The following is a 16,091-nucleotide window of genomic DNA, read 5'->3' as shown; positions in this document are numbered from 1 at the left end:
GGCCGATGGCTGACAGTCCCGGTGTGACGCGTGCCACTAGCCTGCCGCCATGGCAACAGGGCAGAGCGGCGCGCTCTCGGCCGCCGATGAGGCGGCCAGACCGTTGCGCGGCGTGCTGGAGGACGCCTGGCTGACGCTCGACGCCCGGCCCGCCGGCGACGGCCGGTGGCTGGAGGTGTACCGCGGCGCCCCGGCCGACCCGGTCTTCGTGTGCATCGACGTGATGGGCAACGTACTGCACGTCCAGTTCCGGGACGCCACCACGCTGACCGTCAGCTACCTGCCCGGCTGGTGCTACGAGGCGGCCACCGCGGCGCACGCCGACCGGCGCCCGGACCCGCCGGAGATCCTCGTTACCGACCTGGACTCGGCCCAGCCGTTGGTGTTCGAACTGACCGTCGAGAACCCGATCGACGGCGCGTACCGCAGCGTCACCGTTGCCGGCGAGGCCGTCGCGTACCGGCCGCTGCCCTTCGGGTACGCGTTCAGGCCCGCACGAGGGTTCCTGATCGAGGAGGCGCGGGCCGGATCCACGCCGCTGGTGCACTGGAGCGCGCTGCGGCTGCGGCTGGCGGCGGCGCCCGGCGTCGCCTACTCCGCCCGGCCGCTGCTCAGCACCGCCGCGCTGACGACGCTGCGCGCGGCGTACGTGATCGGCGACGGGCCGACCACCTGCGACCAGGCCCTGTCGTTCGAGTTCGAACGCCACCGCCACCCCGGCACGGTGCCGCCGCTCGGCGAACCGCTGCGTACCGTCCCGGCCGCCGAGGCGGACCTGGTCGCCGGTGCCGTGGCGATGCGCGCCGCGGCCAGCGCCGGACCCGACGCCGGCGGCGGCGAACCCGACGCGGGCGGCTTTGCGGGCTTCGAGGGCCTTGCGGGCTTCGACCTCGGCGGAGGCCCGCTGGCGACCGCCACGCACCAGGTCCGCGCCGACGGGATCGATCTGCTGCTGGTGAAGCCCGACCAGCGCAGCGCGCCGAGCGTGCAACGGTCGTGGCAGCCGGCCTGGTATGTCACGGCCGCGACGATCCTCGACGCCGCCCTGTTCGCCCTGGCCAAGGACATGTACGACTCGTACGTGCAGTGGCTGGGCGGGCTGCCGGACACCACGCCGCTGCCGATCCGGATCCGGGTCGATCCGGCCAGCGCCGAAGACCGCTTCGCGTACCGCCTCGACCACCTCGACGCCGACGGCGAGCCGACCGACCGGCCGGTCCCCGCCGAGCAGGGCCGGGCGGCATTCCGGCTCTCCGTCGTGCACACCCCCGGGGTAGAGGTCTTCCTGGACCTGCCCGTCGGCAACGCCGCGGCCGAGGGGCCGGACGCGATCAGCGGCATCGTCGAGTACCGGGCGCGGGAGGAGAAGTACTTCGACGACGTACCGCTGGAGATCACCGACGAGACGCTGGTGCCGGAGGCGGTGCTGCCCGACCGGCCGGCGACGCTCGCCGAGATCGTCCACGTGATCCACACACTCGGCCAGCTCGTGCCGATCCCCATCGTGCAGAACATGTACGACCTGGAGGACCTCGGCAGCGTCGCCGCCTACGTGCTCACCGGCCGGAACCTGTACGGCGAGCCGATGACCGGCCTGGAGGCGGCCCTCACGCTGGGCGGGGTGCTGCTGCCCGACATCGCCGAACGGGTCGGCGGGACGCTGCTGACGACGGCGCGGCGCGTGCTCACCCTGGGCGACACCCCGCTGTACCGCCTGCGGGGCGCCGCCGCGGCCGTCCAGCCGGTGGACGCGCGCGTCGCCGAGGCGCTCGTCGACACGCTCCCCGAGGCGGCCCGATGACCCGGCCGATGTCGATGCTCGAGGAGTTGGGCCTGCTCATCCCGGAGCAGCGCCTCACCCGGCAGTTCCCGTCCGGCATGCCGGACGGCGCACCGCCACCGTTGCCCGCGTTCGTTCGCGACCCGACCGAGCTGATCGACCGCTCCGGCATCGCGTTGCGCTCCGGGTACCTGCAGAACGGGTTCGTCGCCGCCCGGGAGGCGGACCCCAACCTGACCCTGCTGGAGTACCTGGCCGGCGGCGGATTCGACTCGCTGTTCCGTGGTGTCATCGACGATCTGCTCGGCCATGCCTCGGCCACGATGCTGCGCACCACCGACGCCGCCCGGTACGTTCGGGCGCTGCAGGACGTGTACCGCGAGTTCCGCGCCGTCCCCACCCCGTTCGACGGGGGCGTCGCCTACGCTGCCTACCGTTACCAGACCGGCTTGCACGTCGAGCTGCCGGAGAACCTCAACGTCCTGCCGATGAACGCGCCGATCGTCGTGGGAAGCGACCTGCGCTACCCGGCCTACGGCAGCGTGGTCACCGCGCGCGGCCACCGCGCGATCGGCACGGTGATGGCCGGCCGAGCGTGGGGCCGGGACATCTCCCTCACCGCCCGTGGCAAGGAGCTCTTCAACGAGCTGGGGCTGGAGAGCAGGGACGTGCTACACGGCTGGGACTACGACCCCGACCTGCTGATGTCCGAGGTGCAGATCGCGCACATGATCTCGACCGGCGAAGGGCCGGCGTACCGGTTCCAGATCCTCGGCGGCCCGCCCCGGCCGCGCGCGCGGTCGCAGGCCCGCTGGGAGCTGGCCGCCCGGCTCGGCGACGACGCGATCCTCGACGCGGACGAAGCGGGCCTTCGGCGGCTGTGGAAGTCCCACGGCTCGGACGCGGCCCGGCGCACCGGCGACCCGTCCAATCTGAGCACCCGCTACGGCCGGGACCCCTACTACCGGTTCTCCCGCGACGAGCTGTTCGAGATGGCGCTCGGCCTGCCGCACGCGATCGACGTCCGGGACGTGGTGTACGAGTGGGAGCACGCCAGGCCGCAACGGTTCATCCGGGAGATGCAGCGCTGGGTTCGGCGGCTGGGCGATCAGCTGCCCGAGGCCGAGGACTTCTGGAGCAGCCGACTGTCCATGCTCACCGGCGCGTCCGAGCCGGGCAACCTGCAGCTGCTCTCGCCGTACGCGCACGCCCGCACCGATCTGGTCGCCGGACGGATGTTCGGCGGCGCGACCCGTGTCGACCGGTACGGCAACCGGGCGGTGGCCACCATCGCCGCGGCCGAGGAGTACGACCTGGCGGCGCGGGCCGCGGACTACGCCTCGAAGAGCGGTGACCCGCTCAGCGCGTTCTCGCTCGGCGACCTGGCCCGGGCGGAGGAGCCGATCGTCGCCTTCGACCAGCACACCCTCGCCGAGCTGACCGCCGCCCTGCAGGAGCACGAGTGGCAGGCCGCCCTGCGGGCCACCACGGGCGCCCAGGCCGACTGGAACGACCTCGTCAGGCGGCTGAACGCCCAGCTCATCGCGTACGGCATGCCGAAGGCTCTGCTACTGCCCACGATCTGATCGCAAGTCTCCGGCGGGACCACCCCGCCGGGTGGAGAGGACGATCCGATGACCACACCGGCACAAGCCACCGTGCGTTTCGTCCAGCTACGCCGCGTCGGCGGGCCGGACGAGGACGCCTGCACCACCGGCCCGAAGACCACCGGTCCGCTCGTCGACTTCCGCGACGACTGGAGCGGACCGGTCCGGGACGCGATCACCTCCGGTGACCGCGACGCCGCCCAGCAGCTCCTCGAGGCACTGCTGGCGCAGCACGACGAGCTGCTGGACGAGACCGCCCGGCTCGCCCTGCTGCTGCTGCGCCGCGCCGGAGTCGACGCCCGGCTCACCGTCGGGCAACTGCGGGAGGCCCTCACCGGCTGGGCGGCCCAGCGGGACATCGGCGGGGAGCAGCTGCGCACCGCGGTCGCCCGGCTGACCGCCTGGGCCGTCGACGTGCTCGTGCTCGGCCGGTTCCTACGGCTTCGCAAGCAGCCCTTGGCCGACACGCTGGTCCGGGTACTGCGTGGCGTGACGCTGCTGCGGCTGGCCCGCTCGGCGGCGCAGGAGGCGTGTCTGGTGCGCGCCCTGCTCGGCGGGCGGGACCTGGTGCTGCCCGATCCTCCGGCGTCGCCGCAGCGGCCGGCCGACCCGAACGCCGAGCGCGCCGACCGGTTCGCCGAACTCGGCGGTACCGTGCGGCGGCTGCTGGCCCGCGCCCGGGTGACCGGCCGGCCCAACCCGACGCTGCGGGACCTGCAGGCCGACGGCTTCCCCGACCTCGGCGCGGCAATCGAGGCCACCGCGCAGGCCGCCGACGAGCTGGGCGCGCCACCCGCCACCACGCTGCGCGGGCTGCAGCGGGTCTTCGACGCCGAGCGCGACGACGCCCGCCGCCGCGCCTCGGCCCGGACCGCCACCGGCATCCCGGACGTCGACCCGAGCCCCGGCAATCCGATTCCCGGCAACGGCAACACCGTCCCCTACCTGCCGCCGAAGGTGCCGGTGTTCGACGCGTACGCCCGCGTCGCCGGCCGCGGCGACCTCATGCTGATCCGCACGACGCACCTGCGCTACGAGGCGGCCGACATCTCGCACGTCGAGAACGTGCTGGCCAGCGAGGTCCGGGGGCGGGTGCACACGGTCGACGCCAGCACCAAGGAGACCGTCACCACCGCCAGCCAGACGATCGCCGAGTCCACCGAGGAGATGGAGTCCACCGAGCAGAACAGCCTGGATCGGGCGCTGCAGACGGCGGCGACCCAGCAGACCTCGACCTCGCTCGGGGTCAGCGTCTCCGGCGGGTTCGGGCCGATCCAGGCCGGTATCGAGGTCAACGCCGACCGCTCCAACACCACCGAGACCAGCATGAGTTCGGCCGTCTCGTACGCCAAGACGCTCGCCGAGAGCGCCTCGGAGCTGCTGCGCACCGAGACCTCGCAGCGCCGCACCACCACCAGCAGAACCCGGGTCACCGAGACCAACGAGCACCGGTTCGACAACGCCGACGGCGTGACGAACATCGCCGGGATCTACCGGTGGCTGAACAAGGTCGACCGGGCGCAGGTGTACAACTACGGCGAGCGGCTGATCCTGGAGTTCATCGTTCCGGAGCCGGCCGGGACCCTGGTGTGGCTCGCCGAGCAGGCGGAGCAGACCAGCAGCCTGGGCGCCGTACCGGAGCCGCCGGGCTGGTTCCTGGAGGTGGGTGATCTCCACGACGACAACTACGCCGACAAGGCCGCCCGCTGGGACATCTTCGGCGTCGAGCCGCCGCCGGACTTCGAGATCTTCGCGACCGCCACGTTCCTCGACCCGGCCGCCCGGCCGTTCGAGTACAGCAAGAACTCCACCGACAAGTCGCAGCCGGAGTGGGGGTACACCTCGTACACCGGTGAGGTCGCCGTGCCGGCCGGGTACGCGGCCACCGAGGCGTACGTGACGGTCACCTGGTCGCTGGAGGAGGGCGAGTACAGCGCCGAGGAGGGCAGCCCGCCGCAGGCCGTGCAGATCGCCATCGGCGAGGACCGGATCGTCGACAACGACACCGACGACGGCGAGCACGTCGTCCCGCTCGACCACGTGATCCCCGGGCCGGTACCGATCGGGATCAGCGCCGACCAACGCGGCGGGCTCACCGTCGTGGTGCGGGTGCGCTGCGAGCGCACCACCGCCGCGTATACCGCGTGGCAGCTACGCGCCTGGGAGGCGATCCGGGCCGGGTACCTCGCCCAGCGCACCGCCTACGACAACGACCAGGCCCGCCGGCAGGCCCGGAACGCCTACCGGGCCGACCAGCCGGCTTCGGCTCTGCGGCTGGTCGAGCAGTTGGAGCTGAAGCGCGCCTGCCAGTCCCTGCTGACCGGGCAGGAGTTCGACCTGTACGGCTCGCTCGACTTCCCGGCCGACGAGGCGCCGCGGATCGACCGGCTGGAGCTCGTCGCCGAGGCCGACCACATCCAGTTCTGCGAAGACCTGTTCGAGTGGGACAAGATCAGCTACCTGTGCTACTCGTACCAGTGGGCCGGCCGGGACCGCTGGGCCACACTGCGAACCCGGACCAGCTCCGACCCGCTGCACCAGGTGTTCCTGCAGGCCGGCGCCGTCCGGGTGATGGTGCCGGTGCGCGCCGGGTACGAGCACGTCATCGGCCGGTACCTCGCCACGTCGGAAGTTCCGGCGCTGACCCCGCAGCCGTGGCGCGGCGGACACAACCCCTACCCGCCGATCGACGATCTGATCGGCGACGCCCTCGACCGGCCCGGCGAGGAGGTCACCGTCGGCGAGCCGTGGGAGGTGGTCACCCCGACCGACCTCATCCAGCTCCAGACGGGTACCGAACTCAACCCGGCTGCCTGAGCACGGCAGCCGCCGTCCAGCCTCGACAAGGGGATCGAAAGCGGACCGTAAGCGCGCTGGCGCACCGTGTGGGCATGGACATCTACCACGAGACACATGGCAACGGCGAGGGCCGCCCCCTGGTGCTGATCCACGGAGCGCTCTCCGGCATCGGCACCTCGTTCGGCACGATCCTGCCGTTGCTGGCGAAGACCCGACAGGTGCTCGCCGTCGAGTTGCAGGCCCACGGCCGCACGCCGGACACCGACCGCCCGCTGACCGTGGAGCACTTCGCCGCCGACGTGGTGGAACTGCTCGACCGGCTGGGCATCGCGCGGGCCGACGTGTTCGGCTGGAGCATGGGCGCGGCGGTCGCGCTGCGCCTCGGCACCGATCACCCCGACCGGGTCGGGCGGCTGGTGCTCGCCTCGGTGAGCTTCGACGACGACGGCCTGCACCCCGGGCTCCTGGACGGGATCCAGGACCTGCAACCCGAGCACCTGCACGGCTCGGAGTTCCACGAGGAGTACCTGCGGACCGCGCCGGACCCGGCGGGGTGGGCCAACCTGGTCACCAAGATGAAGGCGCTGGACGCGAACCTGCCGCAGTGGACGCCCGAGCAGATCCGTGCGCTTGCCGCACCGACGATGATCGTGCTGGCCGACTCGGACATCGTCCAGCCGGAGCACGCGGTGCTGATGTTCCGACTGCTCGGCGGCGCGGTGCCCGGCGACCTGACCGGTCTGCCGGCCTGCCGGCTGGCCATCCTGCCCGGCACCACGCACACCTCGATCCCGCAGCGCGCCGACTGGCTGGCCCCGATGATCGACGAGTTCCTGACCGACCTCTAGACGGCAACGCCTTCGCTTGACGCGGAGGGCTGCCATGTGCTGCTATTTTATCCATGCAGATAACACCGGAGCTCGATCGGAAGACGCGGATTCTGGAGGCGGTCGTCGAGTTGCTGGCCGAGCACGGCTACGCGGGGGCGACGTTCGCGCGGATCGTCGAGACGGCGCGACTCAGCAGCACGCGGCTCATCACGTACCACTACGACACCAAGCAGGAGCTGGTCGCTGCGGCGTTGCGCCACATCGGTGAGCGGGCGCAGCAGTTCATGGTTCCGGCGATCGAGGCCGAGGCGTCGGCGCGCGGCAAGCTCGCCGCGTACCTGCGCTCGAACTTCCGCTTTCTCGGCGAACGACCGGCGTACGCGCGTGCCGCGGTCGAGATCGCCCGCAACCTGCCCCGGGACACGACGGACGCGGATCTTCGCGAGGACGTGCCGGTGGTGCTGCTGGCGCAGCTGTTCGTCTCCGGTCAGGAGTCCGGGGAGCTGCGCCGGTTCGACCCGGTCGTGATGGCGGTGACGGTCCGCGCCGCTGTCGATGCCGCTGTGGAGCGGTTCGCCCGCGGAGACGGGATGGACCTGGCCGCCTACGCGGAGGAGTTGTGCGCGATCTTCGATCGCGCGGTCACCGTGGACCCGACCTCGGGGGATCTCGGGGAGGTGCTCTCGTGAGGCTGGTCGACGACGACCCGAAGGACGCGACAGACGCCGCCGAGGTGCGGGTGAGACGGGGTGCGCGCCGCGCTCTGGTCGGACGAGTCGTCGTCGACGCGGTCCTGCCGCTTGTCGTCTACTACGCGCTCCGCGCCATGGGCGCCGACGTGCTGGCCGCAACCCTCGCCGCGGGCGCGGTTCCCGCCGCGAACGCCGCCCTGGTCGCCGCCCGCAGCCGACGGGTCGACGTCGCCGGCCTCGTGGTCGTCAGCCTGTTCGTCGCGGGAGGCGCGTTGAGCGTGGTCACCGGCGACGCCCGCCTGCTCTACATCAAGGACGGATGGCTCACCGGCCTGCTCGGCGCCTGGGTGCTGCTGTCGCTGACCATGAAGCGGCCGTTCATGCTCCACCTCGGCACGGTCATCGCCACGGCCAAGGTCGGCGATGCCGGAGCCGCGGCGTGGCAGCGGCGCTGGATCGACGATCCCGTCTTCCGGCGCCGGCTGCGCCTGGTGAGCGTGGTGGTCGGCGTGGTGCTGCTGCTGGACGCAGTGGTCCGCGTCGCGATCGCCTCGGTGATCGACCTCGACGCGGTCGCGACGGTCACCAACGTGCAGTACGTCGTCATGCTCGCCGGGCTGCTGTCCTGGTTCTTCTGGTACACCGCCCGACACGGGCTGCGCGCGTGAGCACGACGATCGGCGCGCACGTCGCGGTCCTCGCCGTCGGGGCCACCGGGCACCTGCTTCCCGTGCTCGACGTGATCACGGAATTGCGGGAGCGCGGGCATCGGGTCACCTGTTTCGTCCCGGACGTCGCGGCACCTGCGGCGAGCCGTGCCGGCGCTGACGTCGTCACCTATGAGTCGACGCTCGTCGCGCGGCCGTCGTCGACGCCGCCGAGCGATTTCGCGGTGTGGCTGCCGTTCGTACTGCTGGCGGAGGCAGCCGCCGTCGTACCCCAGGTCATCCCCGTCCTGGGCCGCGACGTTCCCGACGTCCTGCTCTACGACCGGGCCGCCCACCCGGCCGGCCGCGCGCTGGCGCAGCTGCTCGACCGGCCGGCGGTGGCGTTGTTCCCGTCCTTCGCCCAGGGGCCGGCCTGGTCGCTGGCCGCGGCCACCGGCCAGACGAGCGTGCTCGACCCGGCACATCCCGCCTTTACGCCGTTGCAGGACCAGCTCGACCAGTTCTCCGCGCGCTGGGGAGTCGAGCGCAGCACCGTCCGCGATCTGGCCGAGGCGCGCGAGCGGCGATCGGTCGCGTTCCTCCCGCGCTGGTTCCAGTGGAACGGAGACGAGTTCGGCACGGACCACCACTTCGTCGGACCGTGTCTGGGCTCGCGGCTCGGCACCGGACCCGCGCGGCACGAACGGCTCGTGTACGTCAGCGCGGGCACCGCAGCGGCCGAGCCGGAAGCGGTACGGTCACTGGTCCGCTCCGCGGCCACCGCGGCGCCGAACCACCGGGTGCTCGTGTCCACCGGCGGGTTCCCGGTCGCCACTCTCGGGACGGTGCCCGACCGGGTCGAAGCGCACGAGCACGTCGACCAGCTCGCCGCGTTGGCACAGGCCGACCTCTTCGTCACGCATGCCGGGATGGGCAGCGTCATGGAGGCCCTCTGGTTCGCCGTCCCGATGGTGTGTGCGCCGCGCACAAGCGAGCAGCACCTCGTCGCGGCACGGGTCGAGGCCCTCGGTCTCGGCGTGAACCTCCCGGACGGCGGTGCCCCGAGCGGGGACGAGGGCGTGGCCAGGATGCGCGACCTCGCGCACGATCCGACGATGCGCGAGCGGTTGGGCGCCGCCTCCGCGAAGGTGCGGGCCGCCGGTGGGCGCCGAGCGGCAGCGGACGCGGTGGAGACGGCCCTCGCGTCCGATCGGGATGAGGTCGGTGCATGACCGCGGTTCCGTCCTCCGTCGAGCTCACCCCGATGCCGGGGCTGGACCGGGTGTGCGGCTGCACCACATCATGACCGATCTCGGGCGCACCGACGGGGCCGGAGCCGGCGAGGCTCCGGCCTCGTCGTCGGTGACGCCGCGCGGTGCGGTGGGTGGAGAATCCGCGTCGACGGTCTTGAATTCCTATCCCGCAGGTAGGAAAATGCGGGAATGCCGGTCGGTCCGTTCCTCACCTCGCGTCGGGTCGTCGACCTGATGCGGACCGCCAGTGAGCTCTGTCCGGGCACCCCGGCCACCGACTGAGCACCGCGCCACCGCATCTCTCCTCCGGCCGCACCGCCGGATCCGCGTCGAACCGCCACCCCTGCGCGCCGGCGAGGCACCGCACCGCACTTCCGACCGATCCGGCACGGCCGGATCGGTTCACACCCATGGAGGTACGCCATGACATCCGACGAATCACCGGCCACCCGACCGACGGCGGGCGAGTCCCGCCTCGCGTTCAACGAGGACTGGGTGGCGACCGTCCTCGGCCTGGCGCTGCTCGCCCTGGTCCTGCTCGGTGCCATCCCCGCCGGGCTGGTGCCCTGATGACCACGGACGCGACCCGGGCGGACGACGCGACGGGCACCGGCGACGCCGTCGAGCCTGCCCCGGCCAGCGGCCCACCCACCACCGTGGACCCGGCCGGCCCCACCCGTACGGCGCGCGATGGTCGGTTCTGGGCCTGGACGGCACTCGGCCTGGTGATCGTGCTCGGCCTCGCGGCGCTCACCCGCTATCTGGAGCAGAACGTTCCCGGGTGGGCCGAGGGCACCGCCGTCGAGGACATCGGGGCGGCGATCGAGTACCCGGTCTACGCCATCCTGCTGGGCCTGCTGGGCAACGTCGCCGTCACGCTGCTGGGGTGGCGGGACCGGATCGCCGCCGCGTTCCGGACCGAGTTCTTCATCAAGACCGGCCTCGTGCTGCTCGGAGCCTCGATCAACCTCGCCGTCATCAAAAGTGCCGCTGGCCCGGCCATCGCCCAGGCGATCCTGCTGATCAGCGGGGTCTTCTTCTTCACCTGGTGGCTGGCCGGCAAGTTCGGCCTCGAGGACAAGCTGCGCGCGTTGCTCGCGTCGGCGGTGTCGATCTGCGGGGTCAGCGCGGCGATCGCCGCCGCCGGCGCGGTACGGGCGCGGCGGGAACAGTTGGCCTACACGGCGAGCCTGGTCATCATCTTCGCGCTGCCGTCGATCTTCATCCTGCCCTGGCTGGCCGACGTGTTCGGGCTGTCCGACGCGGTCGCCGGCGCCTGGATCGGCGGCAACATCGACACCACCGCCGCGGTCACCGCCGCCGGGGCGATCGCCGGTGAGGAGGCGCTCCAGATCGCCAGCATCGTCAAGGTCACCCAGAACGCGCTGATGGGTGTGGTCGCGGTCGCGCTCACCGCGTACTTCACCCTGCGGGTGGAGCGGCGGCCCGGCGCGGAACGGCCGGGCCTGCGCGAGCTGTGGACCCGGTTTCCGAAGTTCGTCCTGGGCTTCATCGCCGCCTCGGTCATCGCCACCTGGTACCTCGACGGGTCCGGTGCGGACGGCAAGGCCACCATCGCGATCGTCAACGACCTGCGCGTCTGGTTCCTGATCCTGGCGTTCGTCAGCATCGGCCTGGAGGTCCGGGTCGCGTCCCTGCGGGAGGCCGGGTGGCGGCCGGTGGCCGTGTTCGCCAGTGCCACAGTCTTCAACCTCGCGTTGGCGCTCGGCCTGGCGTCGCTGTTGTTCCGCAACTTCTCGGCCTGAACGGCTCGCGCCCCGCCCCTCGACATCCCGGGGCGGGGCGCTCTACTACTTCCGCTGCGCTGACGAATAATTTCATCGATCAGTCGTACTCTTGCGGTGCGGCAACCACTCCTGCCACGATGGCCGTCAATGCCTTCCGTCCCGAAGGAGTGGTCCACATGGCGGTCTCCCGCCGCAGGTTCGTCACGTCGGTGCTGGGTGGGTCCGCCCTCGCCGCCGCCTCCACCACCGAGCTGCTCACCGCCCTGGCCAGCCCCGCCTCCGCCGCCAGTCCCCCCGGGGACGTGGTCGGCAAGGTGACGGTCGGCTACCAGGGCTGGTTCAGCGCCCCCGGCGACTCCGCGCCGATCGGCGGCTGGTGGCACTGGAGCCGCGACCGGTTCCAGCCGCCCTCGCCCGCGAACACCACGATCGTGTCCTGGCCGGACATGCGCGAGTACACACGCAGCTACCCGACCGCGTACCCCAACCTGGGCAACGGATCGCCGGCCACCCTCTTCTCCTCCTACGACCAGCAGACGGTCGACACCCACTTCCGGTGGATGCAGGAGTACGGCTGCGACACCGCCGCCCTGCAACGCTTCAACCCGACCGGCGACGAGGGGCCGACCCGCGACGCGATGACGCTGAAGGTCCGCTCGGCGGCCGAGCGCTACGGCCGCAAGTTCTACATCATGTACGACGTCACCGACTGGCTGACAATGCAGTCGGACATCAAGACCGACTGGACGACGAAGATGTCGACGCACACCGCGTCCAGCGCGTACGCCCGGCAGAACGGCAAGCCGGTCGTCTGCATCTGGGGCTTCGGCTTCAGCGAATCGAGTCGACCCTTCACCCCCGGGCCCTGCCTGGAGGTCATCAACTGGTTCAAGGCGCAGGGCTGCTACGTCATCGGTGGCGTGCCCACCTGGTGGCGGCTCGGCCGAGAGGACTCCCGCCCCGGCTTCCTCGACGTCTACCACGCCTTCAACGCGATCTCGCCCTGGATGGTCTACCGGACCGACACCCTGGAAGGGCTCGACTCGTACTACAACAACGTCAACATCGGCGACATGGCCGACTGCGCGGCGCGCGGCATCGACTACCTGCCCTGCGTGATGCCCGGTGACCTCGCAGGTGGCCACCGCCGCCACGGCGACTTCTACTGGCGGCACATCTACAACATGGTCCGGCTCGGCTCCCAGGGCCTGTACGTGTCCATGTTCGACGAGTACAACGAGGGCAACCAGATCGCCAAGACGTCCGAGACCCAGGCCACCACCCCGGCCGGCGCGAACATCCGCGCCCTGGACGAGGACGGCGTGGCCTGCTCCTCCGACTACTATCTGCGGATCACCGCCGACGGTGGCCGGATGCTCAAGGGCCAACTCGCGCTCACCGCGGTCCGCCCCACCCCACCGACGACCGGCACCCCGCCCCCGACCGGCGGGGACCTGGCCGCCGGCAAGTCAACCTCGGCGAGCAGCCAGGGCGGCGGCTTCCCGTCGGGCAACGCGGTGGACTCCAATGCCGGCAGCTACTGGGAGAGCGGCGGCGGCGCGTTCCCGCACTGGTGGCAGGTCGACCTCGGCGCCAGCCACCAGGTCAACAAGCTCGTGGTACGACTGCCCGCCGGCTGGGGCGCGCGTACCCAGACCCTCACCGTGCAGGGCAGCGTCGACGGTGGATCGTTCAGCACCATCGCCGGGGCCTCGGCGTTCGCCTTCGACCCGGCCAACGGCAACACCGTCACCCGCACGCTGCCGACCACCACGACCCGCTACGTCCGTCTCAGCATCGGCGGCAACACCGGCTGGCCGGCCGCGCAACTCGCCCAGGTCGAGGTGTACGCCGCCAGCGGCACCACGGACAACCCGCCGAGCACGCCGAGCGGCCTCACCGTGACCGGCAAGACCTCGACGAGCGTGTCCCTGGCCTGGACGGCGTCCACCGACGACAACGGAGTGACCGGTTACCAGGTGCGGCAGGGTGGCACCGTGGTCGCCACCGTCACCGGCACCACGGCGACCGTGAGTGGGCTGAGCGCGAACACCGCGTACACGTTCACGGTGACCGCGCGCGACGCGGCCGGCAACAGCTCCAGCGCGTCCTCCGCGGTCACGGTCACCACCGACGCCCCGGCCAACGCGGACCTTGCCCGGGGTCGGTCCACCTCGGAGAGCAGTCACGTCCAGAGCTACGGGTCGGGCAACGTGGTCGACGGTGACGCGAACAGCTACTGGGAGAGCGCCAACAGCGCGTTTCCCCAGTGGGTGCAGGTCGATCTGGGTTCCGCACGGGCGGTCGGGCGGGTGGTATTGAAGCTGCCGCCGTCGTCGGCCTGGGGCAGTCGGACGCAGACCATCGCGGTGCAGGGGAGCGTCGACGGGGGGAGCTTCGGGACGTTGTCGGGTTCGGCGGGGCGCACGTTCGACCCGGCCAGTGGCAACCAGGTGACGGTCACCTTCAGTGCCGCGCAGACGCGGTACGTGCGGATCACCGTCACCGGCAACACCGGCTGGCCGGCCGGACAGCTGTCGGGCCTGGAGGTGTACGCGAGCTGAGCAGCGGTTGGGCGGTCGCCGTACGCGGACCGGCGGCCGCCCGCCTCATTGGGAGCTGTCGTTATGGCAACATCTCGACCGAAACCGAGCAGGTCCCGCCTCGTGACGCGGCGGTCGCCGGGGGAGTGGGCCCTGGGCGGGACGCTGCTGCTCCAAGCGGCCCTGGCCGCCGCCGGCTCCGGCGAGCGGGGTGTGGGACACCGCGATATCCCGGAAACCGAGTTGATCGTGGTCTCACGTGGGCCGCGACCCTTGCTGCTGGGGCCCGTGTGGTATCTCAGCGCACCGAGGAAGTCCCGGGAGGTCGACGCGGATCACGTCGCGCTGGACGAGGTCCGGGGCCGGCCGTTGGCGCGTACCCTCATCGCCGATGTCGCCCGCGCGAAGCCGGCGCTGGCGGGCGTGACGCGACTGGCGACGGTTGTCGGTATTACCCGGTGACGTGGCCGCGAGGCATCGGAGAGATCACGCCGTAACCACATGGACGGGCTGAGCATCGCGTGGTGCACATCGCAACCGACAGGGAAGCCGTCGACATCATCACGGCTGGCGACCACTGGCAGTCCTCCTGGTATCCGCCGTCGAACCTCCCCGCTGGCACCCCACACGGATCGACCGGGGTCTGCGTGGTCGGTGGTCGTGTGATCCTGGTCCGCGACGACGGCAACCACTGGCAGTTTCCGGGCGGACGCCCGGAAGCCGGCGAGGACTGGTCCGACACCCTGGCCCGTGAGGTGAGCGAAGAGGCGTGCGCGACGGTGCTCGGCTGTCGATTGCTGGGCTTCAGCCGCGGGTGGTGCAGGAGGGGGCCGGAGCAGGGTCTCGTGCTCGTGCGGGCACTGTGGCGCGCGGATGTCCGCCTGGATGCGTGGACGCCCGAGCACGAGATGGTCGAGCGTCGTCTCGTCCCTCTGGAAGGCGTGTGGGACGCGTTGTCTGTCCCGACCGGTTGGGAGCCGATTTACCGCCGAATCCTGATTGAGGCAGGCATCCCAGTTGGTCAATTGCCGAAGGCGGACAGGTGAACCCCTGACCGCTGCCCTGGTACGGTTGCTCCTGGAAACCAATGTTTAGGAGCCTCGGGCTCCGAAGGGATCGAGTCTTCGATCCTCCAGCGAGTCTCAGGCTCGCCTCGCAGGATTTCCGCCAGGCGCACATTCGTGCCACGGCCTCCTGCGATGCCCTTTTCGTAGCGGGCCTGCCTGGCCCTACGAGACGAGGGGCTTCCCATGACCGCCACCGTCAGCTACGCCGACGAGGCCGCGATCCGCGATCACTACCAGCACATGCTCGACAGTTGGGGCGATTCGTTCGCCTACGCCGAGTGCTTCACCCCCGACGCGGACTACATCATCGCGAACGGGATGATCGAGCACGGCTGGCAGGAGATCATCGACGGCCACGACATCATCTTCTCGGCGTGGGCGCGAAACAGCCGACTGATCGGGCGGATCGAGAGCATCCGCTTCATCACCAACGATGTGGCGTTGCTGATCGCGCACGGGCACATCGAGTACCTGGACAACCGTTCCAGCGACAGCAACAAGCGCACCGTGTACTCCCTGGTCGCCCAGCGATTCGAGGGCCGCTGGCTGTTCGCCGCGTACCAGAACACACCGCTGGCCGGTCACTGACCAGCCCCGCCCTACCGCCCCGGTGATCATGGAGTTGGCGGGCCTCGTGGAGATCAGACCGTCCGTCAACCTCATGATCGGCAGGGCAGGGCGACGTTTGTCGTCCTCGCCCGGCCCTGACTAAACGATGTCTCGTGATTGGCGTCGATCTTCACTGCATGCGATGGTCCCGTTGTGACCGGACGAGCCTGGGACGACGTGGACGTAGGGCACCTCGCAAAGGTGACTGCGCTGGTGGAGCAGCTCGTGACCGCTCAGGATCCCTACGAGGTGGGGATGGAGCTGTGGGACGCCTCCGGACGCGCTGCAGGCGAACTGGCTTACAACATGCAACTGATCTGGGGCGCGCTCACCGACTGGGTGGAGTTGAAGCCAGAGGACGGGCAGCAGGCCAGGGCCGAAATGCAACGCGCAGCACGAGAGTGGTTGGCGCTCGATTCCGCCGACCGAACCGCCGTTGAGCGGTATCTGGACGACTGGGTACATGACGTGTGCGGCTACGACAGGTAGCGGCGGATCCAATCGATTTCTCGCTAG

Annotated in this window: 14 protein-coding genes; all 14 read left to right on the top strand. The window is 71.0% G+C overall.

Features of this window, described 5'->3' with window-relative positions:
• The first annotated feature begins 49 nt into the window (after nucleotides 1–49).
• Nucleotides 50–1,801 (top strand): hypothetical protein, encoded by a 1,752-nt coding sequence (locus ACGFH8_RS25185; RefSeq protein ID WP_393371378.1) that lies wholly within the window; start codon nucleotides 50–52, stop codon nucleotides 1,799–1,801.
• Nucleotides 1,798–3,366, top strand: a complete 1,569-nt coding sequence (locus ACGFH8_RS25180; protein ID WP_393371376.1) for a hypothetical protein — start codon at nucleotides 1,798–1,800, stop codon at nucleotides 3,364–3,366. The genes ACGFH8_RS25185 and ACGFH8_RS25180 overlap by 4 nt, the downstream gene beginning before the upstream one ends.
• Before the next feature lie 48 nt (nucleotides 3,367–3,414).
• Nucleotides 3,415–6,204: a hypothetical protein gene (locus tag ACGFH8_RS25175; protein WP_393371373.1), complete on the top strand. Its 2,790-nt coding sequence runs from the start codon at nucleotides 3,415–3,417 to the stop codon at nucleotides 6,202–6,204.
• 74 nt (nucleotides 6,205–6,278) lie between these two features.
• Nucleotides 6,279–7,034, top strand: a complete 756-nt coding sequence (locus ACGFH8_RS25170; RefSeq protein WP_393371370.1) for an alpha/beta fold hydrolase — start codon at nucleotides 6,279–6,281, stop codon at nucleotides 7,032–7,034.
• Between the two features lie 53 nt (nucleotides 7,035–7,087).
• The gene (locus ACGFH8_RS25165) at nucleotides 7,088–7,705 is read left to right on the top strand and encodes a TetR/AcrR family transcriptional regulator (protein ID WP_393371368.1); all 618 of its coding nucleotides are present in this window, start codon (nucleotides 7,088–7,090) and stop codon (nucleotides 7,703–7,705) included.
• Nucleotides 7,702–8,376, top strand: coding sequence for a VC0807 family protein (locus ACGFH8_RS25160; protein WP_393371365.1), 675 nt, complete (start codon nucleotides 7,702–7,704; stop codon nucleotides 8,374–8,376). The genes ACGFH8_RS25165 and ACGFH8_RS25160 overlap by 4 nt, the downstream gene beginning before the upstream one ends.
• Nucleotides 8,373–9,587 (top strand): nucleotide disphospho-sugar-binding domain-containing protein, encoded by a 1,215-nt coding sequence (locus ACGFH8_RS25155; RefSeq protein ID WP_393371362.1) that lies wholly within the window; start codon nucleotides 8,373–8,375, stop codon nucleotides 9,585–9,587. The genes ACGFH8_RS25160 and ACGFH8_RS25155 overlap by 4 nt, the downstream gene beginning before the upstream one ends.
• Nucleotides 9,588–10,031: 444 nt before the next feature.
• On the top strand, nucleotides 10,032–10,178 hold the full coding sequence (locus tag ACGFH8_RS25150; RefSeq protein ID WP_393371359.1) for a hypothetical protein: 147 nt from the start codon (nucleotides 10,032–10,034) through the stop codon (nucleotides 10,176–10,178).
• Nucleotides 10,178–11,374 carry a YeiH family protein gene (locus ACGFH8_RS25145; RefSeq protein WP_393371357.1) on the top strand — a complete coding sequence of 399 codons (1,197 nt, stop codon included), beginning with the start codon at nucleotides 10,178–10,180 and terminating at the stop codon, nucleotides 11,372–11,374. The genes ACGFH8_RS25150 and ACGFH8_RS25145 overlap by 1 nt, the downstream gene beginning before the upstream one ends.
• A gap of 158 nt (nucleotides 11,375–11,532) precedes the next feature.
• Complete coding sequence (locus ACGFH8_RS25140) at nucleotides 11,533–13,920, top strand: discoidin domain-containing protein (protein WP_393371355.1); 2,388 nt, start codon at nucleotides 11,533–11,535, stop codon at nucleotides 13,918–13,920.
• Nucleotides 13,921–14,022: 102 nt separating this feature from the next.
• Nucleotides 14,023–14,361: a hypothetical protein gene (locus tag ACGFH8_RS25135; RefSeq protein ID WP_393371352.1), complete on the top strand. Its 339-nt coding sequence runs from the start codon at nucleotides 14,023–14,025 to the stop codon at nucleotides 14,359–14,361.
• Nucleotides 14,362–14,423: 62 nt separating this feature from the next.
• Nucleotides 14,424–14,945: an NUDIX hydrolase gene (locus tag ACGFH8_RS25130; protein WP_393371350.1), complete on the top strand. Its 522-nt coding sequence runs from the start codon at nucleotides 14,424–14,426 to the stop codon at nucleotides 14,943–14,945.
• A gap of 204 nt (nucleotides 14,946–15,149) precedes the next feature.
• Nucleotides 15,150–15,554: an SgcJ/EcaC family oxidoreductase gene (locus ACGFH8_RS25125; protein ID WP_393371347.1), complete on the top strand. Its 405-nt coding sequence runs from the start codon at nucleotides 15,150–15,152 to the stop codon at nucleotides 15,552–15,554.
• 234 nt (nucleotides 15,555–15,788) lie between these two features.
• Nucleotides 15,789–16,064, top strand: coding sequence for a hypothetical protein (locus ACGFH8_RS25120; protein WP_393371344.1), 276 nt, complete (start codon nucleotides 15,789–15,791; stop codon nucleotides 16,062–16,064).
• Nucleotides 16,065–16,091: the final 27 nt, after the last annotated feature.

This window comes from Micromonospora sp. NPDC049175, from assembly GCF_043197345.1.
Taxonomy (GTDB): Bacteria; Actinomycetota; Actinomycetes; order Mycobacteriales; family Micromonosporaceae; genus Micromonospora.
The sequence above is the reverse complement of the archived record's forward strand: the minus strand, read 5'-3'. Positions and strand labels throughout refer to the sequence as shown.

Excerpts from the sequence above, each read along its gene's own strand:
- ACGFH8_RS25165 (WP_393371368.1), top strand. The coding sequence starts at position 7,088 with ATGCAGATAACACCGGAGCTCGATCGGAAGACGCGGATTCTGGAGGCG.
- ACGFH8_RS25180 (WP_393371376.1), top strand. The coding sequence starts at position 1,798 with ATGACCCGGCCGATGTCGATGCTCGAGGAGTTGGGCCTGCTCATCCCG.
- ACGFH8_RS25125 (WP_393371347.1), top strand. The coding sequence starts at position 15,150 with ATGACCGCCACCGTCAGCTACGCCGACGAGGCCGCGATCCGCGATCAC.
- ACGFH8_RS25150 (WP_393371359.1), top strand. The coding sequence starts at position 10,032 with ATGACATCCGACGAATCACCGGCCACCCGACCGACGGCGGGCGAGTCC.
- ACGFH8_RS25170 (WP_393371370.1), top strand. The coding sequence starts at position 6,279 with ATGGACATCTACCACGAGACACATGGCAACGGCGAGGGCCGCCCCCTG.
- ACGFH8_RS25185 (WP_393371378.1), top strand. The coding sequence starts at position 50 with ATGGCAACAGGGCAGAGCGGCGCGCTCTCGGCCGCCGATGAGGCGGCC.
- ACGFH8_RS25145 (WP_393371357.1), top strand. The coding sequence starts at position 10,178 with ATGACCACGGACGCGACCCGGGCGGACGACGCGACGGGCACCGGCGAC.
- ACGFH8_RS25175 (WP_393371373.1), top strand. The coding sequence starts at position 3,415 with ATGACCACACCGGCACAAGCCACCGTGCGTTTCGTCCAGCTACGCCGC.
- ACGFH8_RS25140 (WP_393371355.1), top strand. The coding sequence starts at position 11,533 with ATGGCGGTCTCCCGCCGCAGGTTCGTCACGTCGGTGCTGGGTGGGTCC.